Origin of the sequence: Streptomyces sp. NPDC001093, assembly GCF_040298985.1 — a bacterium.
Taxonomy (GTDB): Bacteria; Actinomycetota; Actinomycetes; order Streptomycetales; family Streptomycetaceae; genus Streptomyces.
In genome coordinates this window covers 36,478-56,432 of sequence record NZ_JBEPBF010000002.1, presented here as the reverse complement: position 1 = coordinate 56,432, position 19,955 = coordinate 36,478, and the positions used below count along the sequence as shown (strand labels likewise).

Genomic DNA, 19,955 nt, shown 5'->3' with positions numbered 1-19,955 from the left:
GGAGGGCCCGATTTTCAGGGGCGCGGGGCTGTCTCCCCCTCAGTGGGCGATCTCCCCGTACCCCTCGATGTCCTCCGGCCGACGCGGCCCGGGGCCCACATACCGGGCCGAGGGCCGCACCAGCCTCCCCGTCCGCTTCTGCTCCAGGATGTGCGCCGACCACCCGGCGGTGCGGGCGCACGTGAACATCGACGTGAACATGTGCGCCGGCACCTCGGCGAAGTCCAGCATGATCGCGGCCCAGAACTCCACGTTGGTGGCCAGCACCCGATCCGGCCGACGGTTGTGCAACTCCTCCAGCGCCGCCTTCTCCAGGGCCTCGGCGACCTCGAACCGCGGAGCACCCAGTTCCCGCGCCGTACGCCGCAGCACCCGCGCCCGCGGATCCTCGGCCCGGTACACCCGGTGCCCGAACCCCATCAGCCGCTCACCCCGGTCCAGGGTCTGCCGGACGTACGCCTCCGCATCCCCCGTCCGCTCGATCTCCTCGATCATCCCGAGCACACGCGAGGGCGCACCCCCGTGCAGCGGCCCCGACATCGCCCCGACCGCCCCCGACAGCGCCGCGGCGACATCGGCCCCGGTCGAGGCGATGACCCGCGCGGTGAAGGTCGAGGCATTCATCCCGTGCTCGGCCGCGGACGTCCAGTAGGCGTCCACGGCGGCGACATGCCGGGGATCCGGCTCACCCCGCCAGCGGATCATGAACCGCTCCACGACCGACGTCGCCTTGTCGATCTCCCGCTGCGGCACCATCGGCAGCGTCTGCCCGCGCGCCGACTGGGCGACGTACGACAGCGCCATCACGGCGGCCCGCGCCAGATCCTCCCGCGCCTGGTGCTCGTCGATGTCGAGCAGCGGTTTCAGCCCCCACACCGGGGCCAGCATGGCGAGCGCCGACTGCACGTCCACGCGGATGTCACCGGAGTGCACCGGGATCGGAAACGGCTCGGCGGGCGGCAGACCCGGATTGAACGCCCCGTCGACCAGCAGCCCCCACACATTCCCGAACGAGACATGACCGACCAGATCCTCGATGTCGACGCCCCGGTACCGCAGGGCGCCGCCTTCCTTGTCCGGCTCGGCGATCTCCGTCTCGAACGCTACGACTCCCTCGAGCCCGGGTACGAAATCGGACATCAGGCGGCTCCTCGTGATGTGATCGGCGGTGGTCACCCCGGTGATGCCCCGTTCAGCCCGTGGTCACCCAAACCGCAAGGGGGACCAGCACGATAACCCCCGGTGCCAGACTTGGGGAGTCCGTACGACACTGAGTGCCAGTGGCGTTCGATACGGCAGGATGACCGCGTGACCGACCGCGACCCGCTCCTGGACCCCGCCCTCGATCCCGCCGCCATGCGCAAGCAGTACCGGGCGGAAGGCCTCGCCGAACAGAACCTCGCCACCCACCCCATGGACCAGTTCGCCCGCTGGTTCGAGGACGCCGCCCGGGCGGCGCTGCACGGCACCGTCTACGAGCCCAACGCGATGGTCGTCTCCACGGCGGACGCAGCAGGCCGCCCCAGCTCGCGCACGGTCCTGATGAAGCAGTTCGACACCGAGGGCTTCGTCTTCTACACCAACTACGACTCCCGCAAGGCCCGCGACCTCGCGGAGAACCCGCACATCGCGCTGCTCTTCCCCTGGCACCCGCTGGCCCGCCAGGTCATCGTCACCGGCACCGCCCACCGCACCGGCCGCGACGAGACCGCCGCCTACTTCCGCACCCGCCCGCACGGCTCCCAGCTCGGCGCCTGGGCCAGCGCCCAGTCCACGGTGATCGCCTCCCGCGCCGAACTGGACACCGCCTACGCCGAACTCCAGGCCCGCTACCCCGAGGACGAACAGGTCCCGGTCCCCCCGCACTGGGGCGGCTTCCGCATCACCCCGGAGACCATCGAGTTCTGGCAGGGCCGCGTGAACCGCCTCCACGACCGCCTGCGCTACGTCGCCCGGCCGGACGGCACCTGGAAGGTCGAGCGCCTGGCCCCCTGAAGGCGGCCCGCAAACGCAGACGACCCGCGGGCTGGGTTCCTCGAGGAGGAGCCGGCCGGACGTACCGGCAGCCCGCGGGTCGGGTGACTGCGTTGGATTCGGCCGGCTGCGTGTTTCGCACACACGCTGGTCCGGCACCGCACTGGGTGTGGTGGCGAGCCGCTAGCCCGCAGCCACCTCGCGCGTCCGGGTTTCACTCATTTACCCGATCACCTCCCTTCTGCTTGAGTCACAGCCTAGGAAGCGGCCGGGGAGAGCTCAACTGTTTTTCGGAGATCCTGACGGAGGGGCTTCCGGCCGCGTCGGAAATCCGTGCCGTCGCCCCGCCGGAGCAGCCGTGAACGGCCGTATTGACACCGCACTGGTCCAGACCGCACGGTGATCCGCGACACAGACGCTGCGAAGGGGCACCGCATGAGCGACGGCACGCCTGCCGACCTGTTCTTCGACGCCGCGATCGGCCTGTTGCGACGGGTCCGTGAGGAGGAGGCCGAGTCGATCGCCGCGGCCGGCACCCTGCTCGCCGACACCGTCGCCGCCGGCGGCCGGCTGTTCGCCTTCGGCGCCGGGCACTCCTCGCTGGCCGCCCAGGACGTCGTCTACCGCGCCGGCGGACTCGCCCTGATGAACCTGCTCGCCGTCCCCGGCGTCGTCGGCGTCGACGTCACCCCGGCCACCCTCGGCTCCGCCCTCGAACGCGTCGACGGCCTCGCGAGTGCCGTCCTGGACACCTCACCGGTCCGCTCCGGCGACGCCCTGGTGATCATCTCCCTCTCCGGCCGCAACGCCCTGCCCGTGGAGATGGCCCAGAACGCCCGCGCCCTCGGCGTGAAGGTCATCGGCGTCACCTCGGTCGCGTACGCCGCGCAGACCACCTCCCGGCACGCCTCCGGCACCTTCCTGAAGGACCACTGCGACATCGTCCTGGACTCGAAGATCGGCGTCGGTGACGCGGAGCTCACCCTGGACACCATTCCGGCGCCCTTCGCCCCCGCCTCCACGGTCGTCACCACTGCCCTGATGCAGGCCGTCATGGCGACCGCCGCCGCCGCCCTCGCCGACCGGGGCATCGAACCCCCGCTCCTGCGCTCCGGCAACGTCGACGGCGGCCACGAGTGGAACGGCCGGGTGATGCGGGAGTACGGTGACCGGATCTTCTACCGGCGCTGAGAGACCACCCGGGAATCACCGGGAGCCACCCGTAGGCCTCCCGGAACGCCTACTTCTGCGCCACCGCGCCCGCCAGGTCCAGCGCCGCCGCGATGCGGACCGCCACGTCCTCCGCGTAGGCCGTGTCGGACCGCTCGAAGCGGCTGCGGCCGGAGCCGCGCAGGAAGGTCACCACGCCCAGCGTCCGCCCCCGGCTGCGCAGCACCGCGCACAGGGCGTGCACCGCGTCGCCGGGCCACTGCCGGGCCAGTGCCCACTCCTGCGCCCGCTGCGCCGGGACCGGCCCGGCGTCCGCGCGCACGACCCCGGACCGCTCCACGCACTGCAGCGCCGGATGGCCCGGCTCGTAGCGCACGGGCAGCCCGGCCGCGCCGGTCAGCAGGCTCGGTCCCGGCGCTCCGGCGGGCGTCGCGGCGAGCCGTACCAGCCGTACGGCCGCCTCCCCGTCCTCCGAACCCTGCGAACCGCCCGAGCGCGGGGAAGGCACCGCGCGGTCGATCAACGCGTGGTCGGCGAAGCCGGCGAGGGCGAAGTCCAGGTGGACGATGGCCGCCTCGGCCGGGTCCTCGCACTCGGCGGCGGCACGCGCGGCCCGGTGCAGCTGGTTGGTGCGAAAGCGCAGCAGGGCCGCCTCCTGCTCGCCCTGCTTGGCCTCGGTGACGTCCTGGAACAGCCAGCCGACGCCGAGCGGTACCGGTTCCTCCGCGAGCGGCGAGGCCAGCCGTACGAAACCGCTGCGCCAGCAGCGCCGCTTCTCGCTCCCCTGGGTGCGCACGGTCACCCACATCTCGGCGGGCGCGGGCGGCGCGCCCTCGGCCAGCACATGGGTGAGCGCGGCCTCCAGCTCCTCCACGCCCTGCGCGAGCAGCTCGCCGAGCGGCCGGCCGAGCGCGGAGGTACGTCCGATGCCGAGCGCACGGGCCGCGTGTGCGTTGACGACGGCGGGCCGCAGGTCGGCGTCGATGAGGACGACTCCCCAGGCGGCGTCCTCGAACAGCGCCTCGCTCAGCGCGATCGACCGCTCCAGATCGATCTGCGCGTGGACCTCGCTGAACGCGCAGTACACCCCGGCGGGCTTTCCGTCGGGCCCGCGCACGGCGGCGGACTGGGTCCGCACGAGGACTCGCCCGCCGTCCTTCGTGACCAGCGCGAACTCGTGCACCTGCCGTCCGGGGGCGTGCATCGCCGACATCAGCCGGGCCTGCACCTCCTCGGCGTCGGCGCTGCGTACCGCCCATCCGGCGAACCCCTGCCGTCCGACCGCCTCGGCGGCCGTCCAGCCGAGGATCCGCTCGGCCTCCCGGTTCCAGTGCGTGACGACGCCGTCGGCGTCGAACGCGCACAGGGCCGCGTCCATGCCGTCGAGCAGCGCGGCGAGCAGATCGGATCCGCCTGACTCACCGGGCTCGTCCGGCCCCAGTTCGTCGGTGGTCCCACTCCGCCGGGAAGCACTCACCTGGACCCCCTGGAGACTGCGTCGGCGCGCTTGCGGCGCACGGTTCGCTCAGTGGCCTTCATTCAACTGGAACGTGACCCAGCACACATCCTGTTCCCGCAAGATTGGTCCCACAAGATTGGACACATCCGCCACCCGCGGACCCGCACCGGTCGACGGCCGCAGCCTCTCGGCTGCCCCCGTTTCCCGCGCGGCCCCCGCTTGTCAGTGGGATCCGGCAGAATTGGTGACAGGGCCAGCGCACGCGCCGGGGTGCCGGCAGAGGTAATCGAGGGGCACGTATGTCCGGACTGATCGACACCACGGAGATGTATCTCCGCACCATCCTCGAGCTGGAAGAGGAAGGCGTCGTGCCCATGCGCGCCCGTATCGCGGAGCGGCTCGACCAGAGCGGGCCGACGGTGAGCCAGACGGTGGCGCGCATGGAGCGCGACGGGCTCGTCTCCGTCGCCAGCGACCGTCACCTGGAGCTGACCGACGAGGGCCGCAGGCTCGCCACGCGCGTGATGCGCAAGCACCGGCTGGCCGAGTGTCTGCTCGTCGACGTGATCGGCCTGGAGTGGGAGCAGGTGCACGCGGAGGCCTGCCGCTGGGAGCACGTGATGAGCGAGGCGGTGGAGCGCCGCGTGCTGGAACTGCTGCGCCACCCCACCGAGTCGCCGTACGGCAACCCGATCCCGGGCCTGGAGGAGCTGGGCGAGAAGGACGGCGCCGACCCGTTCCTGGACGAGAGCATGGTCTCGCTGGCGGATCTGGACGCGGGCACGGACGGCAAGACGGTCGTCGTCCGCCGTATCGGCGAGCCGATCCAGACGGACGCGCAGCTGATGTACACGCTGCGGCGCGCGGGTGTGCAGCCCGGTTCCGTGGTGAGCGTGACGGAGTCGGCCGGCGGTGTGCTGGTGGGCAGCGGTGGCGAGGCGGCCGAGCTGGAGGCGGACGTCGCCTCGCATGTGTTCGTCGCCAAGCGCTGAGCATGAGAGGGCCCCGGCGCCTTGTGGCGCCGGGGCCTGTCCTCCCCTGTGATGACCCGGAGCCCCGAGCTCCCAGGGTCATCCCCCTCGGACCGTTTTTCCCCGAGCGGTCCGCCTCCCGCCAGAAGAGATCCCCTCGATGGCGGCGATCATTCCTTGAGGGGGGTCACTCGAATGAGGGGTGTTGTCCGCAGAGACGGATTTTTCGAATGGGCATTCGATAGTCTGCGGCGGCAGGACAAGCACGACGAGCACGACGACAAGCACGTCAGCGACAGCAGCGAGTACGAGCGAGTACGGCAGTACACCGGTACGAGGCAGGCGGAGCTGGGGGGTGCCAGGCCCATGGCACGGCGTATCGACGTGACGGGAGCGGGTGGGGTGCGCCTGGCCGCCTGGGAGTTCGCCGACCCTCCCAAGACGGGACTCGACCCGGCGGGCGATCGGGTGAACGGCCGGGCGGACACCGCGCCCGGCGCCCCGGGCGTGCTGTTACTTCACGGCCTGATGGGCCGTGCCTCCCACTGGGCCTCCACCGCCCGCTGGCTCGCCGCGCGCCACCGTGCCGTGGCCCTCGACCAGCGCGGACACGGCCAGAGCGAGAAGCCCCCGCAGGCCGCCTACACCCGCGAGGCCTATGTCGAGGACGCCGAGGCCGCCCTGGAACAGCTCGGCCTCGCCCCCGCGCTCCTCGTCGGACACGCCATGGGCGCGCTGACCGCCTGGCAGCTCGCCGCGAAGCGCCCCGAACTGGTCCGGGGCCTGATCATCTGCGACATGCGGGCCTCCGCCCTGGGGGCGGCCTCGCAGCGGGAGTGGGCGGCGTGGTTCAGGGCCTGGCCGGTCCCCTTCGCCACGCTGGCCGACGTGCGCAAGTGGTTCGGTGAGGACGATCCCTGGGTGGAGCGGCCGAATCCGGCACGCGGGGAGTTCTACGCCGAGGTGATGCACGAGCGCCCCGACGGCTGGCGGCCGGTGTTCGAGCCGGAGCAGATGCTCAGGTCCCGGGAGACCTGGGTGTACGACGCGCACTGGGAGGAGCTGGCCCAGGTCCGGTGCCCGACGCTGGTGGTGCGTGGGGTGGACGGGGAGCTGGGGCGGGCGGAGGCGCAGGAGATGGTGCGGGTGCTGCCGGCCGGGGAGTACGCGGAGGTCTCCGATGCCGGGCATCTTGCGCACTACGACCTGCCGGCGGCCTGGCGTGGGGCTGTCTCGCCGTTTCTTGATCGGGTGCTCGGGGTTTGAGGGCGCGGTTTCGTCTGCTGGGTTGGGCTTTCGTCGGCGAGTGCGGGTCCTTCGTGGCTGATCGCGCCCACGCGGCGGAGCCGCATATCAGACACAGCCCCGCGCCCCTGGGGAGCTGCAGGTCCCGGCGCCTCCCAGGGGACTGCAATCCTCTAACCCTTGCTCACAGCCGCCAGGATCTCCGGGAGCCGTGCCGCAGTTCTCGGAGCTGCCAGGCGCAGGCCCCCCAGGGTGAGCCCCGCGCCGTACGCCGCCCCCGCCGGCAGCAGCACCCACTGCCAGTCCTCCCCGCCCGCGCTCACATGGAGCCAGATGGTGAGGGCGAGGACGGGGGAGCAGAGCAGGGCCGCCGAGACCATGCCGCCGAAGATCGAGATCCAGGCGAGGCCCGCCTGGCCGGGGACGACGTTCTTGTGGCCCTCCTGGGGGATGGAGTAGGGGAAGCGGGCCGAGGTCCAGGCGCCGGTCGCGAGCATCGCCCCGAGCAGGGCGAAGGACAGCCCGAGCACCTCCGGCAGCCGGGGCCAGGCGCCGAGCAGGGCCGTCGTCACCACCGTCACGAGCGCGGCGTAGGGGAGGGTGATCAGCAGCAGGGCCAGGGCGCGGCCGCGCAGTTCCTCGTACGCGTCCCGGGGGGAGGAGACGGTCATGGCCACCATCCAGAACGCGGAGGTGTCCTGCCCGAACTGGTTGTACATCTGGATGCCGAGCATCCCGGCGGCGAAGCACGCGAAGTAGATCGATCCGGTGCCCTGCACCGCGTTGAGCACCGGCACGATCAGCCCGATCGCCAGCGAGGTCACCCAGGCGGCCTTGGTCTTCGGGTCGCGCCAGATGTAGCGCAGGCTGCGTTCCATGACCGTGCCCGTGCGGCCCCGCGGCAGCAGGCGGCCGAGTCCGGCGGCCGAGCGGCCGCGGCTCCCGGCGTCGACCGGCTGCAGTGTGGAGGCGTCGGGCGCGGTCATCAGCCGGGTCAGGGTCCGCGCCCACACGGCGATCAGCGCCGCCAACCCGACTGCGGTGACGGCGAGTTGGGCGGCCGCGACGCCGTACGAGCCCTGGCTCGCCGCGTGCACCGCCGCCACCGCCGATGCCGGCGGCACCCAGGAGAGCACGTCCGCGACCGGCTGCAGCTGGCCGAGCCCGGCCGAACCCAGCTGCCGCGCCCCGAAGTTGACCAGCTGCGCCCCGATGGCGATCACCAGCCCGCTCAGCACGGCCAGGTCGCGGCCCTTCCTGCTGGTCAGCAGCCGCACGTTGGCCGTGGCGACGGCACGTGCCAGGGCCACGCAGACGAGCAGGGCGAGGGCCACGGCGAGGACGGAGACGACGTACCCGGCTGCGCCGTCGGCCAGCGACAGCGTGCAGCCCGCCAGGACCAGCAGGGTGAACAGCGGGCCGATGCCGACCAGGGAGGCCGCGAGCAGCGCCCGGACCAGCGGACGGGGGCGCAGCGGGAGCATCACCAGCCGGGTCGGGTCCAGGGTCTCGTCGCCGGTCGGGAAGAACAGCGGCAGCACCGCCCAGCCCAGTGCCAGCACGGCCGTACCCGGGACGGCGACGGCCTCGGCGTGCGCGTGTCCGTGCAGTGCGAGCAGCCCCAGCAGTTGCAGCAGGGCGAACAGGACCGCGATGACCGCCGAGAAGACGAACGCGGCCCGACGGCCCCCGGACTGCCGCAGTCCGCCCCGCAGAAGTGAGAGTTTCAGCCGTACGACGGTGGAGGTGAGGTGCGTCATCGGGCCGCTCCGCCGCCCAGCCAGTCCAGATCGGACCCGGCGTCCCGGCGGTTCGCCCCGACCAGCTCCAGGAACGCCCCCTGGAGGGTGGGATGGGTGCCGCGTACCTCTGCCAGCGGGCCGGTCGCGCGGATGCGTCCGGCCGCCATCACCGCGACCCAGTCGCACAGCGACTCGACCAGCTCCATGACGTGGGAGGAGAAGACGACGGTGGCGCCGGAGGCGGTGTACCGCTCCAGGACGCCGCGGATGGTCTGCGCGGACACGGGGTCGACGCCCTCGAAGGGTTCGTCCAGGAAGAGCACCTCGGGGTTGTGCAGCAGTGCGGCGGCGAGCCCGATCTTCTTGCGCATGCCGGTCGAGTAGTCGACGACGAGCTTGTGCTGGGCGCCGGCCAGGTCGAGGACGTCCAGCAGCTGCGTGGCCCGCTTGTCGACCTCGGCCCCCGGCAGTCCGCGCAGCCGCCCCGCGTACCCGAGCAGCTCCCGCCCCGACAGCCGCTCGAACAGCCTCAGTCCCTCGGGCAGCACCCCGATGCGCGCCTTGACGGCGACCGGGTCGCGCCAGACGTCGTGGCCGACGACCTCCACGGCCCCGTCGTCGGGCCGCAGGAGTCCGGTCACCATGGAGAGAGTCGTGGTCTTGCCGGCGCCGTTGGGCCCGACCAGCCCGATGAACTTCCCGGCGGGCAGATCGAGATCGATCCCCCCGACGGCAACCTGCTGCCCGAACCGCTTCCAGAGCCCCCGCACCCGCACTGCAACCTCGGTCATGCATGAAGGTTACGGCCGGCGCGGGGCGCCGAAGGGCGCGGGGCTGTGAACGGCTACCGGTCCCGCCCGCACGCGTAGGCGAGCGGCGAGATCAACTCCTCCGCGTCCGGCAGCCACCGGTTGGCAGGAGTCGGCCGGCAGGCCCACTGCACCGCACCACGAGACCCGAACCGGGTGGGCGGAGCGGCCACGTACGCCCCCTCGCCCAGCGCCAGCAGGTCAAGAGACGACAACGTCCACCCGAGCTTGCGCACAAGGTCCGGCACCTTCGTGGCGCCCCCTGGCAGCACGAAGAACTGCATGCGCCGGTCGGGGGACAAGGTCACCGGCCCCAGCGTCAGCTCCATCCGCTCCATACGGGCGAGAGCCAGGAACCCCGCACTCTCCGGGACGGACAACGCGTCGAACGTCCGACCCGTCGGCAGCAGAATCGAAGCCGTCGGCTGCTTCTGCCACATCCGGCGCGCGACGGTCGCGCTGCCGGTCGCCTGGGCCGCCCAGTCGGGGCGCGCGGGGTGCGCACCCGGCGCAGGGCAGGAGGCGTCGGCGCAGGAGCAGCGCTGCACCCCGTCGACGGCTTCCAGCCAGGTGCCCGGGAACACGTCCCAGTGCCGTTCCTCGGCGTAGCGTACGGCGGTCTCCAGCAGCGATTCCCCGCGTTGCTGCGGAATCTGACCGGCAATCTGAGTGTTCTGGGCGCCCACGATCGTCTCTTCCACGCTCCACTCAACTCTCGCGCCCACCTGGAGTTACGGCCAGGGCGCGCGCGGGGGAGGAGCATCGATTCGTCAATCGGGGCGCATGGATGCACGGGTGGGGGCGCGCGGGAGGAACCGGGGCGTGAGCTGGGTAGCCAGAGGTGGGGTTGGCATCCGTCGTTACCCCGGCAAACGGCACATGTCGCGCATTGACGGTATGTCAGCTGGGCAGTGATCTTCCCGGAACTGGTTACGCCCAGGGGACCGCAACGCAGGGGGTAGCACATGGCCGCAAGGCCTCTCGTGGCGAGGCAGCCGAACGAACGGCTGCAGGCACTCATCCAGGAAGCGGGGTGTTCGAACGCCGGGCTGGCCCGGCGGGTCAACATGTGCGGCGCCGAGCACGGCCTCGACCTGCGCTACGACAAGACGTCCGTGGCCCGCTGGCTGCGCGGACAGCAACCCCGGGGCCGCGCCCCGGCGATCATCGCGGAGGCGCTCGGGCGCAAGCTCGGCCGTGCGGTCACGATCGACGAGATCGGCATGGCCAACGGCAAGAACCTCGCCTCGGGGGTCGGTCTCCAGTTCTCGCCGACGGTACTGGGGGCCATCGAGCAGGTCTGCGAGCTGTGGCGCAGCGACGTGGGCCGGCGGGACTTCCTGTCCGGCTCCTCCGTCGCCGCCTCCGCGCTGGTCGAGCCCAGCCGCGACTGGCTGATCTCGGCGCCGGACGCCCAGGTGGCCCGGCAGGCCGGCCCGCGCGTGGGCCAGGCCGACGTGGCGGCCGTACGGTCCATGACGCAGGCGCTGACCGACCTGGACCACCAGTTCGGCAGCGGGCATGTGCGTCCGGTCGTCGTGCACTACCTCAACAGCGTCGTCTCCGGGCTGCTCGCCGGCTCCTACCGGGAGACGGTCGGCCGGGAACTCTTCGCGGCGGTCGCCCGGTTGACCGAACTGGCGGGGTACATGGCCGTCGACACCGGGCAACCGGGGCTGGCCCAGCGGTACTACATCCAGTCGCTGCGGCTCGCGCAGGCCGCCGGGGACCGCGGGTACGGCGGTTACGTCCTGGCCGCGTCCATGAGCCACCTCGCCGCCCAGCTCGGAAACCCGCGGGAGATCGCCCAGTTGGCGCGGGCGGCGCAGGAGGGGGCGCGCGGGCAGGTGACCCCGCGCGCGGAGGCGATGTTCCACGCGGCCGAGGCGCGCGGGCACGCCCTGCTCGGCGACGTACGCGCGGCTCAGGCGTCCACCGGGCGGGCGGTGACCGCGATGGAGCAGGCGGACGACTCCTCCGGTGACGACCCGGTGTGGATCCGGCACTTCGACGAGGCGTATCTGGCGGACGAGTTGGCGCACTGCGCCCGCGATCTCGGCCAGAGCGAGCAGGCGGCCCGGTACGCCGAGCAGTCGCTGGCCGGGCACCCCGAGACCCGGGCCCGGCGGCGCGCCATCGGCTATGTGCTGCTCGCCACGGCCCAGGTGCAGCAGCGGGAGGTCGAACAGGCCTGCAGCACCGGCCTGAAGGCGGTGGAGCTGCTGGAGACGCTCCGCTCCAACCGGGGCGCCGAGTATCTGGAGGATCTCCAGCAGCGCCTGGAACCCTTCCGGGAGGAGGCGGTGGTACGGGAGTTCGGGGCGCGTCTCGATCTCCAGCAGGCCGCGTGAACTTCGGCCCCGCGGTCGCGTGAACGCACGGCGAACGGCACCTGGATGCCTGCAGGTGCCGGGGCCGGCGCGCCGCGGGGCAGTGGTGTTACCGCCGTCACAGGTAAGAAGATCCCGACCTGAGCTGCATGGCACCCGGCTCGGGGGACCCGGTAGCGTGAGCCCGATTCACAAGGTCCCCCATTAGTAGGAGTCCCGGTGACGCAGAGTGGACAGGGCGAGGAGCCCTCGGCGCGGCCCGCGCGCGAAGGCATCGTGCTGCCCTCCGACGGAGGCGAGCCCTTGCTGCCGGGCATGACCGGCGCGCCCGCCCCCGCCGCCCCGGCAGGCGGGCAGGCCTGGGGCGGCTCCTGGGGGCCCGGGCAGCAGGCGCCCCAGCCGGGACAGGGCTGGCCCCAGGCGCCGGCCCAGCAGTGGCACGCCCCGGACGCCCCGGCCCAGCAGCCGTCCGGCGCGAACCCCGGCCCGCTGCCCCCGGAGGGCGCCCCGGCGCCGTCGTACGGCCAGACGCCGTCGTACGACCACCACGGCACGCAGGGCGGTGGCTACGGCGCCGGTCAGCAGGCCGGGTACGGCGCGGCACCCGAGCCGTACCACCAGCCGCAGCAGCAGTCTCTGCCGCAGCCCCACCAGCAGCCGGCCGGTCCCGCGCCGCTTCCGCCGGCCGTGCCGGACGCCTACCCGTCCGCCGGTGCCCCGCTGCCGGCGGCCGACGAGGGCGCGACGCAGTACATACCGCCGGTGCGGGCGGCGGCACCCGCCGAGGGCGCCACGCAGTACCTGCCGCCGGTGCCGGCCGCACCCGCGGACGAGGGCGCGACCCAGTACATCCCGCCGGTGGCGCCCGGCGCGCTGCCGCCCGAGTCGAGCGGCGAACAGACGCGCTACCTCGGCCGCGCCCCGCAGCAGGCGCCCGCCCCGGCGTCGCCCGACGCGGAGGCCACCCAGTACATACCGCCGTACGCCGCGCAGGCGCAGGGCGGCGCGGAGCGGCAGCCGCCGGCCGAGTTCGACAGCCTCTTCCGCGGCGGCCCGGCGGGCGGTGACGGCCCGGCCGGGTCCACCCAGCAGATGCCACGCATCCAGCAGCAGGATGCCCGCCCCGGCCCGGCGTCGTACGGCGCCAAGCAGCCCTCCTACGGCGCGCAGCAGCCGTCGTACGCCCCCGCGCACGACGACGACCAGCCGCGCGGCCGGTCGCGCGTGCCGATGATCGCCGCGATCGGTGTCGGCATCGTCGTCATCGGTGTGGGCGCCGGCGCGCTGCTCAGCGGCGGCAACGACCAGGGCGCCGACGGCAAGACGGTCGCGGCCACCTCCCCGGTTCCCGGCCAGGGGTCCGGCTCGCCGGGCGGCGACCCGGCGCGGCAGCAGGCGGTCGAGCTGGACAAGCTGCTCGCCGACAGCGGCAGCAGCCGCGCCTCGGTGATCCAGGCCGTGGCCAGTGTCAAGAACTGCGACAACCTCGACGGGGCCGCCACCGACCTGCGCAATGCGGCCGGGCAGCGCAACCAGCTGGTCACCCGGCTCGGCAAGCTGTCCGTGGACAAGCTGCCGGACAACGGCGCGCTCACCGCGGCGCTGACCCGGGCCTGGCAGGCGTCCGCCGAGGCCGACAACCACTACGCGGCCTGGGCCGGCCAGGCCAAGGACCACAAGGTCTGCCGCAAGGGCCACGCCCGCGTCACGGGCGAGACCCAGGCCGGCAACCGGGCGAGCGGCACCGCCAGCGTGCAGAAGGTGAAGGCGGCCGCGCTGTGGAACGCGATCGCGCAGAAGTACGGCCTGACCCAGCGCCAGCCCACCCAGCTGTGAGGGGCGTGCCGGCGGGCGTCACTGCACGTTGGCGCTCTGCAGCGTCTGCGTCATGTCGGTGGTGCCGTCGAACCCGCCGACGCCCTTGCGGGCGGCGACCAGACTGCCGCCCTGGACCACCTGCAGGCTGACGTCGGCGTTGACCATCCGCGGGAAGCCGACCGAGGCGAGCTTGCTGGAGTAGGACCACCGCAGGGGCGGGGTGAGACCGCCGGTGGAGACCTGCAGGCCGTCGTCGAGGGTACGGCGCACGGAGTCGGCGCTCACCTCGCCGTCGCCGATCTTGTCCAGCGCGGCCTTCAGCACGGTGTAGGCGATCCAGGTCGTCTGCACTCCGGCGTCCGCGGGGTCGATGCGGGTGTCGCCGAAGGCCTCCTCGTTGATCACCTTCTTCATCGGGTCCCACCGCGCGTCCGACGCCGGCGGATACCAGCCGGTGATGTACGCCCCCTCGTACGGGCCGGACGCCCCGCCGGTGGCGTTGATCACGGTCTGGTCGACGCTGCCCAGCACGGTCGCGAGCCGTACCGAGGGGAAGCTCTCGCGCTCGCGCCGGAAGGAGTCCATGAAGGTGTCGGTGCGGTCCCCGAGCGCGGGGACCACGCAGCCCTTGCGGGCGGGGTCCTTGGAGGCGTACCGCAGCGCCTGGTCGGCCTGGTCGCCGTACTCGGTGGCGGCCTCCTCGGCGAGCTGGTCGCCCGCCTTGGCGTGCCCGCCCGCCTGCAGTCCGGAGTTGAGCAGCACCGGCAGCTCGTCGCCGGCGATGCTGTCGGGGCGGACCAGGGCGATGTTGCCGCAGGCGGCCGCGAGGGCCTTGCCGAGACCGGCGAGCAGGGCGGGCTGGCCGCCGTTGACCGGGTAGGACATCTGGCCGGTGAACTCGTCGTTGGTGACGCCGTAGCCGCCGATGTAGGGGATGCCGGCGCCCTCCAGCGGGGCGGAGTAGGAGTCGGTGAACTGGCTGTAGGAGCCGACGACCGCGACCACGTTCTCGTCGGCCGCGTACCGGGCGCACTTGGCGGCGCCCACGCTGTCGTTGTGGTCGTTGCAGGTCAGGACCTGGAGCTTGCGGCCGTTGATACCGCCGTGCGCGTTGATCCACTTGGCGTAGGCGAGGGCCATCGCGGGCATGCCGGGCTTGTTGGTGGCGTTGGTGTCCTGCGGCGCCCAGGTCATGACCTTGACCGGACCATCCCCGGAGCCCCCCGTGGCACCGGGGATGGCCCCGCATCCGGCGGTGAGCGACGTACAGAGAGCCACGGCGCCCGCCGTCAGCGCGGTGGCTCTGCCGGGGCGGTAGGTCGAATGGAGGAAGGTACGAAAAGTGCGTCGCCTGCCGGTCATGTGCACGCACGATTCCCTCACATGACGAACCGGCGAGTGACCTTGAGTCAACAAAGGGTGACATTGAGGTGAATTAGAGGGGCCGGTGAGGCCGGTGTGACGGGGAACGTACGATCGATGACCGTGCAAGGTACGGAGAACTCTTCCCGTCGTGGCCGTCGCTCCTCCACCATGGGCGGCATGCCCCTAAGCGACATGCCATGGTGGCGCTGGCGCAGCAATGTGCGCTCGGCGCTGCACATGCTCTCCGATCCGGTGTTCCAGCGGGACGTCTGGCTGGCCGGCGTGGACGGGTACGGCGACTTCACGGACGCCGTCTACCGGCTGGTGGAGGACACCTGGCTGGACAACTGGTCCGCGGAGAAGTACGTCGGGACGATATTCCGGGACTCGCAGGAGGCGGCGCTCGTGGACACCGCCGTGCTGCGGGTGCTGCGGATCATGCACCAGGTCGGCCCGGACGCGCCGGTCGCCGCGTATCTCGACCACCAGGGGTGGCCGGAGGCGGTGCGGGCGGCGCGGGACGCGCACGTCCGGATGGCGGCGAGTGACGGGGAGGACCCGGACGCGCCGCCGAAGAGCCTGGAAGTGCTGCGGATCATGACGCGGACCGCGTAGACGTCCCGCCCTGCGGGACAAACACCCACGGCGGGCGGCCGACGTGAGAACCTGTAGTGCATGAATGAGCAGTCCGCGCCCGCCGCCGCCCCGGCCGACCAGTACGTCCTCACCCTCTCCTGCCCGGACAAACAGGGGATCGTGCACGCCGTGTCGAGCTACCTCTTCATGACCGGCTGCAACATCGAGGACAGCCAGCAGTTCGGCGACCACGACACGGGCCTGTTCTTCATGCGCGTCCACTTCTCGGCCGATCCGCCGGTGACGGTGGAGAAGCTGCGGGCGAGCTTCGCGGCGGTCGGTGACTCCTTCCACATGGACTGGCAGATCAACCGGGCCGACGAGAGGATGCGGATCCTGCTCATGGTCAGCAAGTTCGGGCACTGCCTGAACGACCTGCTGTTCCGGGCCCGGATCGGGGCGCTGCCCGTGGAGATCGTCGGCGTGGTCTCGAACCACACCGAGTTCGAGGAGCTGGTGGGCTCCTACAACATTCCCTTCCACCACATTCCGGTCACGAAGGACACGAAGTCGCAGGCCGAGGCGAAGCTGCTGGAGATCGTGCGCGAGGAGGACGTCGAACTGGTCGTCCTCGCCCGCTACATGCAGGTCATCTCGGACGACCTGTGCAAGGAGCTCAGCGGCCGGATCATCAACATCCACCACTCCTTCCTGCCGAGCTTCAAGGGCGCGAAGCCGTATCACCAGGCGCACGCGCGGGGTGTGAAGCTGATCGGGGCGACGGCGCACTATGTGACCGCCGACCTGGACGAGGGCCCGATCATCGAGCAGGAGGTCGAGCGGGTCGGTCACGGCGTGACGCCGGATCAGCTGGTGGCCATCGGCCGCGATGTGGAGTGCCAGGCGCTGGCGCGGGCGGTGAAGTGGCATGCGGAGCGGAGGATTCTGCTCAACGGGCGCCGTACGGTGGTGTTCGCTTAGGAGCTCAGGGGGCTTGCGTCGTGCAACCCAGCCCTTACAACCGGCTCAACCCCGCCGTGGCGAACAGGACGTCTCTGATCGCCTCCCGGTCGCCGACCTGCCCCACCGCGGCCTCCTCCGGCGACACCCGGCCGGCGGCCAGCCGGCAGAACTCCACGCCGTCCAGCGCCACATGGGCCACCTCGAGGTCCGCGGACGCCACCGCCGCCGGTGAGTCCAGCGGGATCAGCCACTCGCCGCCCGCCGCGCCCTCGATCTCCAGCCGCAGGCTGCGGCCGGGCTCGCCGGCGAGGCCGAGGTGGCGGCCGCGGGCCGGGGACGCCAGCCCGGTCTGCCGGCGCCGGGCCAGTGCGCCGGGAAGCATCCGGGTCGCGAGGTCGATCATCCGGTTCAGGTGGCGCGGCGCGGGCGGCTGGTAGGGGTAGTCCACCGCCTCCGCGATGTCCTCGGCGTGCACCCAGCACTCGAAGGCCCGGTCCAGCATCGCGTCGTGCAGCGGCAGCTCGAAGTCGCCGTACGACACCGCCAGGCCGCCCGCGTGCCCGCCGGTGAAGGACGCCGTCCGCACCAGGCCGTGGCTCTGCTCCCGCCAGGGCCCCCGCACCGAGCGGGTCGGCGGGAAGTGGGAGTTCCGCCAGAACGCCTCGGTGCGCTCCTCCGGGCCCACCGCGTCCGGCCCGGCCGCGCCGGCGACCTCGGTCAGCGGGTCCTCCAGGCCGAGCCCGAGCGCGATCAGCCCGTCCACGGACAGCAGGTGCGCGATCACCCCGGCCACGGTCGTACGACGGCTCTGCGCCGCGTCGGCCTCGAACCAGCGCAGCCGGACCGGCGCATGCCACTCCGCGTCCCCGAAGTCCTGCAGCAGGGCGTCCAGGCGGGCGGTCTCGGCGTCGTAGGGCGCCGCCCACTCGGGAACCGGGATGCGCGGCGGCCGGCGTTCCAGGCAGCTCTCCAGGACGCGGGTGCGCAGTCCCGGGTCCAGGTCGAGGCTCTCCGGCTGGTGCAGCAGGCCGACCGCCTCGCGCAGCCGGCGGGCCTCGTCGGCGCAGTCTCCGCAGGAGCCCAGGTGGTCCTCGACGGCGGCGGTCTCCGCCGCCGAGCAGGCGGCCAGCGCCCAGGCGCCGAGGAGCGATTTCAGGATGTCGTGGGGCAGGTCGAGCGGCACGGGCGTGAGGTCCCCCGGATCGGCGAGGCCGGGCAGCGGACGCCCGCCGTCCTCGACGGACGCGCGGGGTGTCGGTATGCGCGCCGGCCGGTCCGGCTCGGGCCCGCCGGCCCGGCGTGGGGCCTGCCGCGAGCCCCCGGCGCCCTCGCCGGTGTGGCCGTTCTCACCCCGGCCGCCACCGTCCTCGTACGGCGGCCCCGCGCGCTGCTCCTCGTCTCCGGGCCCCTCGTGCTCGTCGGGTGCCCCGGGCCCTCCCGCTCCGCTCACACCGCACCCCCGGCTCCCGGCGGGGTCCCGGCGTCATGGGCGGTGGAGAGCAGTTGCAGGCCGAGGCGGAGCCGGCGGCGGGCCTCGTCCTCGGTGACGCCGAGGTCGGTGGCGGTCTGGCGGTAGTCGCGGCGCTGGAAGTAGGCCAGGTCGAGGGCGGCGCGCAGCGGGGCGGGCATGGAGTGGACGATGTAGTCGGCGCGGGCGGCGACCGAGGCGCGGCGCACCTTGCGCTCCAGTTCCGCCAGGGAGCCGCCGCTGCCCTGCGGCAGCGCGGCCGCCTCGCTGTCGCGCAGCCGCTGCACGGCGAGCCGGTGGGTGACCCCGGCGACCCAGGTGCGCAGCGGGCCCTTCTTGGGGTCGTAGGTCTCGGGGTGTTCCCAGAGGTGGGAGAAGACCTCGCGGGTGACGGTGTCGGCGGCCTTCTCGTCACCGAGGACGCGGTGGGCGAGGCCGTGCACGAGCGAGGCGAAGCGGTCGTACAGCTCGCCCAGGGCGGCCGCCTCACCGCGGGCGAGCCGCTGCTGCATCTTGCGGTCCCAGCGGGGTGGTACGTCCTTCGTGGCCATGCGGTCCCCTCCCCTCACCCGTGTCCGGCCCGTCCAGCCTGTCTGCACCGTCTTCCCGAATGTAGTCGGCACGTCTGACCGTGCACGCCCCTTTGTGTCAATGCGCGCCCCCGGAAGGGCTGCAGGTGATAGTGCCCCCTCCACATAACCTTCACACAAGATGCATGCATCTCTGATCGAACAGGATCGATAGTGACCGAAACAAGTCCCTTGTCGATCACGTCTAGTTTGTGGCTCGAAGTTTCGGGGAACGGCCGCTGGGCAGCCGCGCGGAAGCAAGCGTAGGAACTGCTTCCGTTTCCGGGCGGTTCCGGGAGTTCCGGCGAGCGGAGGGGCAGGGACGTGGCATTCAAAGTGACCGGCGCCGAACAGGGTGAGTGGGCCGTGCTCCGGGTGTCCGGGGAACTGGACCTGATGACCTCGCCGGTACTGCGCCAACGTGTGCACGACGTCGTCGCCGAGGGGCACCACAGCCTCGTCGTGGACCTCTCCGACGTGTTCTTCTGCGACTCCAGCGGGGTCGGCGTCCTCGTCGCCGCCCGCAGGCTGATCCGCTCCTGCCAGGGGCGGCTCCGGCTCATCCTGCCCGACCGGGGCGCCGACGACGGCTCGCACGTCAACCGGGTCCTCGGCGCGCTCGGCGTGCGCCGGCTCTTCGACGTCCGGCCCGACATCGAGGCCGCGACGACGGACGAGGCAGGCCCGCTCTCGGCCTGACGCCCCGCCCGCGCCGCCCGTCCTTCGCGACACGGCCACACTGTTGTCGCAGAATTCCCCCGGTCTTGGCACAACCACCGGATTTCCGCCATCCGGCGGCCACCCGCGTCATACGCTCCCTGCCAGGTCACCCACGCACCCGTGGGACGACCCGGACGACGCACACGTAAGGCGGCCCGAACAGACATGGTCAGCACCGAGTACGAGCGCAGGATCGCAGCCCGGTTCGCCATCTTCGACCAGGACGGCAACGGCTGGATCGACCGCGAGGACTTCAGCGCGGCGGCCAAGGCGCTCCTCGCCGAGTTCGCCGTGCCCGCGCGCTCCGACAGGGGGCAGGCGCTGTACGCCGGCGCGGAGGCGTTCTGGCAGGGTATGGCCGGGATCGCCGACCGGGACGGCGACCAGCGCATCACCCGCGAGGAGTTCGTCACCGGCGCGGTCAAGCGCCTGCGCGACAACCCCGAACGCTTCGCCGAGATCGCCCGTCCGTTCCTGCACGCGGCGCTGGCGGTGGCCGACACGGCCGCCGACGGCCGCCTCACGGTCGCCGACGCCGCCCGCGTCCTGCGCGTCCTCCATGTCCCGGCCGACCTCGCCGACACCGTCGCCCACGCCCTCGACACCGACTCCGACGGCACCGTCACCGAACCGGACGTCGTCCCGGCGTTCGCCCAGTACTTCACGGTCGCGGAGTAACGCACGTACCGGGCGGCGCCCGGCCGCTGCCGTCACGGTCGTGACCCGTGACCCTGACCTCGCATCCGTCCGTCACCATGGCCGGCCGCGCCCGCCCG

18 protein-coding genes are annotated in these 19,955 nt (G+C 72.5%); 10 read left to right on the top strand and 8 right to left on the bottom strand.

All coding sequences use genetic code 11. From position 1 onward, the window contains the following. Positions 1–39 precede the first annotated feature (39 nt). Positions 40–1,140, bottom strand: coding sequence for a citrate synthase 2 (locus ABT288_RS01540; protein ID WP_351601370.1), 1,101 nt, complete (start codon positions 1,138–1,140; stop codon positions 40–42). Between the two features lie 168 nt (positions 1,141–1,308). On the opposite strand from ABT288_RS01540, the gene pdxH reads away from it, so the two are divergent. Both pdxH and ABT288_RS01530 read left to right on the top strand, forming a co-directional pair. Next, positions 1,309–1,995: a pyridoxamine 5'-phosphate oxidase gene (gene pdxH, locus ABT288_RS01535; protein ID WP_351601369.1), complete on the top strand. Its 687-nt coding sequence runs from the start codon at positions 1,309–1,311 to the stop codon at positions 1,993–1,995. Positions 1,996–2,409: 414 nt separating this feature from the next. Then, positions 2,410–3,165, top strand: coding sequence for an SIS domain-containing protein (locus tag ABT288_RS01530; RefSeq protein ID WP_351601366.1), 756 nt, complete (start codon positions 2,410–2,412; stop codon positions 3,163–3,165). A gap of 49 nt (positions 3,166–3,214) precedes the next feature. Here ABT288_RS01530 and ABT288_RS01525 read toward each other — a convergent pair whose 3' ends face one another. After that, on the bottom strand, positions 3,215–4,621 hold the full coding sequence (locus ABT288_RS01525; protein ID WP_351601363.1) for a PAS domain-containing protein: 1,407 nt from the start codon (positions 4,619–4,621) through the stop codon (positions 3,215–3,217). Positions 4,622–4,902: 281 nt separating this feature from the next. On the opposite strand from ABT288_RS01525, the gene ABT288_RS01520 reads away from it, so the two are divergent. Both ABT288_RS01520 and ABT288_RS01515 read left to right on the top strand, forming a co-directional pair. Next, on the top strand, positions 4,903–5,595 hold the full coding sequence (locus tag ABT288_RS01520; protein WP_351601360.1) for an iron-dependent transcriptional repressor DtxR: 693 nt from the start codon (positions 4,903–4,905) through the stop codon (positions 5,593–5,595). 345 nt (positions 5,596–5,940) lie between these two features. Further along, positions 5,941–6,840 (top strand): alpha/beta fold hydrolase, encoded by a 900-nt coding sequence (locus ABT288_RS01515; RefSeq protein WP_351601357.1) that lies wholly within the window; start codon positions 5,941–5,943, stop codon positions 6,838–6,840. 152 nt (positions 6,841–6,992) lie between these two features. On the opposite strand, the gene ABT288_RS01510 is transcribed toward ABT288_RS01515, so the two are convergent. The 3 genes from ABT288_RS01510 to ABT288_RS01500 are packed head-to-tail and all read right to left on the bottom strand — an operon-like array spanning position 6,993 to position 10,071. After that, positions 6,993–8,579 carry a transporter gene (locus tag ABT288_RS01510; protein ID WP_351601354.1) on the bottom strand — a complete coding sequence of 529 codons (1,587 nt, stop codon included), beginning with the start codon at positions 8,577–8,579 and terminating at the stop codon, positions 6,993–6,995. Further along, positions 8,576–9,352, bottom strand: a complete 777-nt coding sequence (locus tag ABT288_RS01505) for an ABC transporter ATP-binding protein (RefSeq protein WP_351601351.1) — start codon at positions 9,350–9,352, stop codon at positions 8,576–8,578. Before ABT288_RS01505 ends, ABT288_RS01510 begins: the two co-directional genes overlap by 4 nt. 53 nt (positions 9,353–9,405) lie before the next feature. Then, a complete protein-coding gene (locus ABT288_RS01500) occupies positions 9,406–10,071 on the bottom strand; it encodes a bifunctional DNA primase/polymerase (protein WP_351601348.1) in 666 nt (221 codons plus the stop codon). Positions 10,072–10,335: 264 nt separating this feature from the next. On the opposite strand from ABT288_RS01500, the gene ABT288_RS01495 reads away from it, so the two are divergent. Beyond that, entirely contained in the window at positions 10,336–11,721 is a 1,386-nt protein-coding gene (locus tag ABT288_RS01495) for an NsdA family TPR-like regulatory protein (protein ID WP_351601345.1), read from the top strand. A gap of 198 nt (positions 11,722–11,919) precedes the next feature. Further along, positions 11,920–13,536, top strand: coding sequence for a hypothetical protein (locus ABT288_RS01490; protein ID WP_351601342.1), 1,617 nt, complete (start codon positions 11,920–11,922; stop codon positions 13,534–13,536). Between the two features lie 18 nt (positions 13,537–13,554). Here ABT288_RS01490 and ABT288_RS01485 read toward each other — a convergent pair whose 3' ends face one another. Further along, entirely contained in the window at positions 13,555–14,880 is a 1,326-nt protein-coding gene (locus tag ABT288_RS01485; protein ID WP_351601339.1) for an ABC transporter substrate-binding protein, read from the bottom strand. 117 nt (positions 14,881–14,997) lie between these two features. Between ABT288_RS01485 and ABT288_RS01480 the strand changes: the two genes are divergently transcribed. Next, a complete protein-coding gene (locus ABT288_RS01480; protein ID WP_351601336.1) occupies positions 14,998–15,498 on the top strand; it encodes an SCO4402 family protein in 501 nt (166 codons plus the stop codon). 60 nt (positions 15,499–15,558) lie between these two features. Further along, the gene (purU, locus tag ABT288_RS01475; protein WP_351601334.1) at positions 15,559–16,440 is read left to right on the top strand and encodes a formyltetrahydrofolate deformylase; all 882 of its coding nucleotides are present in this window, start codon (positions 15,559–15,561) and stop codon (positions 16,438–16,440) included. Positions 16,441–16,474: 34 nt separating this feature from the next. Here purU and ABT288_RS01470 read toward each other — a convergent pair whose 3' ends face one another. After that, positions 16,475–17,872 (bottom strand): zf-HC2 domain-containing protein, encoded by a 1,398-nt coding sequence (locus ABT288_RS01470; RefSeq protein WP_351601332.1) that lies wholly within the window; start codon positions 17,870–17,872, stop codon positions 16,475–16,477. Then, the gene (locus ABT288_RS01465; RefSeq protein WP_351601330.1) at positions 17,869–18,441 is read right to left on the bottom strand and encodes a sigma-70 family RNA polymerase sigma factor; all 573 of its coding nucleotides are present in this window, start codon (positions 18,439–18,441) and stop codon (positions 17,869–17,871) included. Before ABT288_RS01465 ends, ABT288_RS01470 begins: the two co-directional genes overlap by 4 nt. A gap of 342 nt (positions 18,442–18,783) precedes the next feature. Between ABT288_RS01465 and ABT288_RS01460 the strand changes: the two genes are divergently transcribed. Both ABT288_RS01460 and ABT288_RS01455 read left to right on the top strand, forming a co-directional pair. After that, positions 18,784–19,158, top strand: a complete 375-nt coding sequence (locus tag ABT288_RS01460) for an STAS domain-containing protein (protein ID WP_351601327.1) — start codon at positions 18,784–18,786, stop codon at positions 19,156–19,158. A gap of 186 nt (positions 19,159–19,344) precedes the next feature. Then, on the top strand, positions 19,345–19,857 hold the full coding sequence (locus ABT288_RS01455) for an EF-hand domain-containing protein (RefSeq protein ID WP_351601324.1): 513 nt from the start codon (positions 19,345–19,347) through the stop codon (positions 19,855–19,857). Positions 19,858–19,955 lie beyond the last annotated feature (98 nt).

Coding starts and splice junctions, on each gene's coding strand:
- ABT288_RS01530 (WP_351601366.1), top strand. CDS start 2,410: ATGAGCGACGGCACGCCTGCCGACCTGTTCTTCGACGCCGCGATCGGC.
- ABT288_RS01515 (WP_351601357.1), top strand. CDS start 5,941: ATGGCACGGCGTATCGACGTGACGGGAGCGGGTGGGGTGCGCCTGGCC.
- ABT288_RS01540 (WP_351601370.1), bottom strand. CDS start 1,140: ATGTCCGATTTCGTACCCGGGCTCGAGGGAGTCGTAGCGTTCGAGACG.
- ABT288_RS01455 (WP_351601324.1), top strand. CDS start 19,345: ATGGTCAGCACCGAGTACGAGCGCAGGATCGCAGCCCGGTTCGCCATC.
- ABT288_RS01480 (WP_351601336.1), top strand. CDS start 14,998: ATGACCGTGCAAGGTACGGAGAACTCTTCCCGTCGTGGCCGTCGCTCC.
- ABT288_RS01495 (WP_351601345.1), top strand. CDS start 10,336: ATGGCCGCAAGGCCTCTCGTGGCGAGGCAGCCGAACGAACGGCTGCAG.
- ABT288_RS01505 (WP_351601351.1), bottom strand. CDS start 9,352: ATGACCGAGGTTGCAGTGCGGGTGCGGGGGCTCTGGAAGCGGTTCGGG.
- ABT288_RS01485 (WP_351601339.1), bottom strand. CDS start 14,880: ATGACCGGCAGGCGACGCACTTTTCGTACCTTCCTCCATTCGACCTAC.
- purU (WP_351601334.1), top strand. CDS start 15,559: ATGAATGAGCAGTCCGCGCCCGCCGCCGCCCCGGCCGACCAGTACGTC.
- ABT288_RS01465 (WP_351601330.1), bottom strand. CDS start 18,441: ATGGCCACGAAGGACGTACCACCCCGCTGGGACCGCAAGATGCAGCAG.
- ABT288_RS01520 (WP_351601360.1), top strand. CDS start 4,903: ATGTCCGGACTGATCGACACCACGGAGATGTATCTCCGCACCATCCTC.
- ABT288_RS01510 (WP_351601354.1), bottom strand. CDS start 8,579: ATGACGCACCTCACCTCCACCGTCGTACGGCTGAAACTCTCACTTCTG.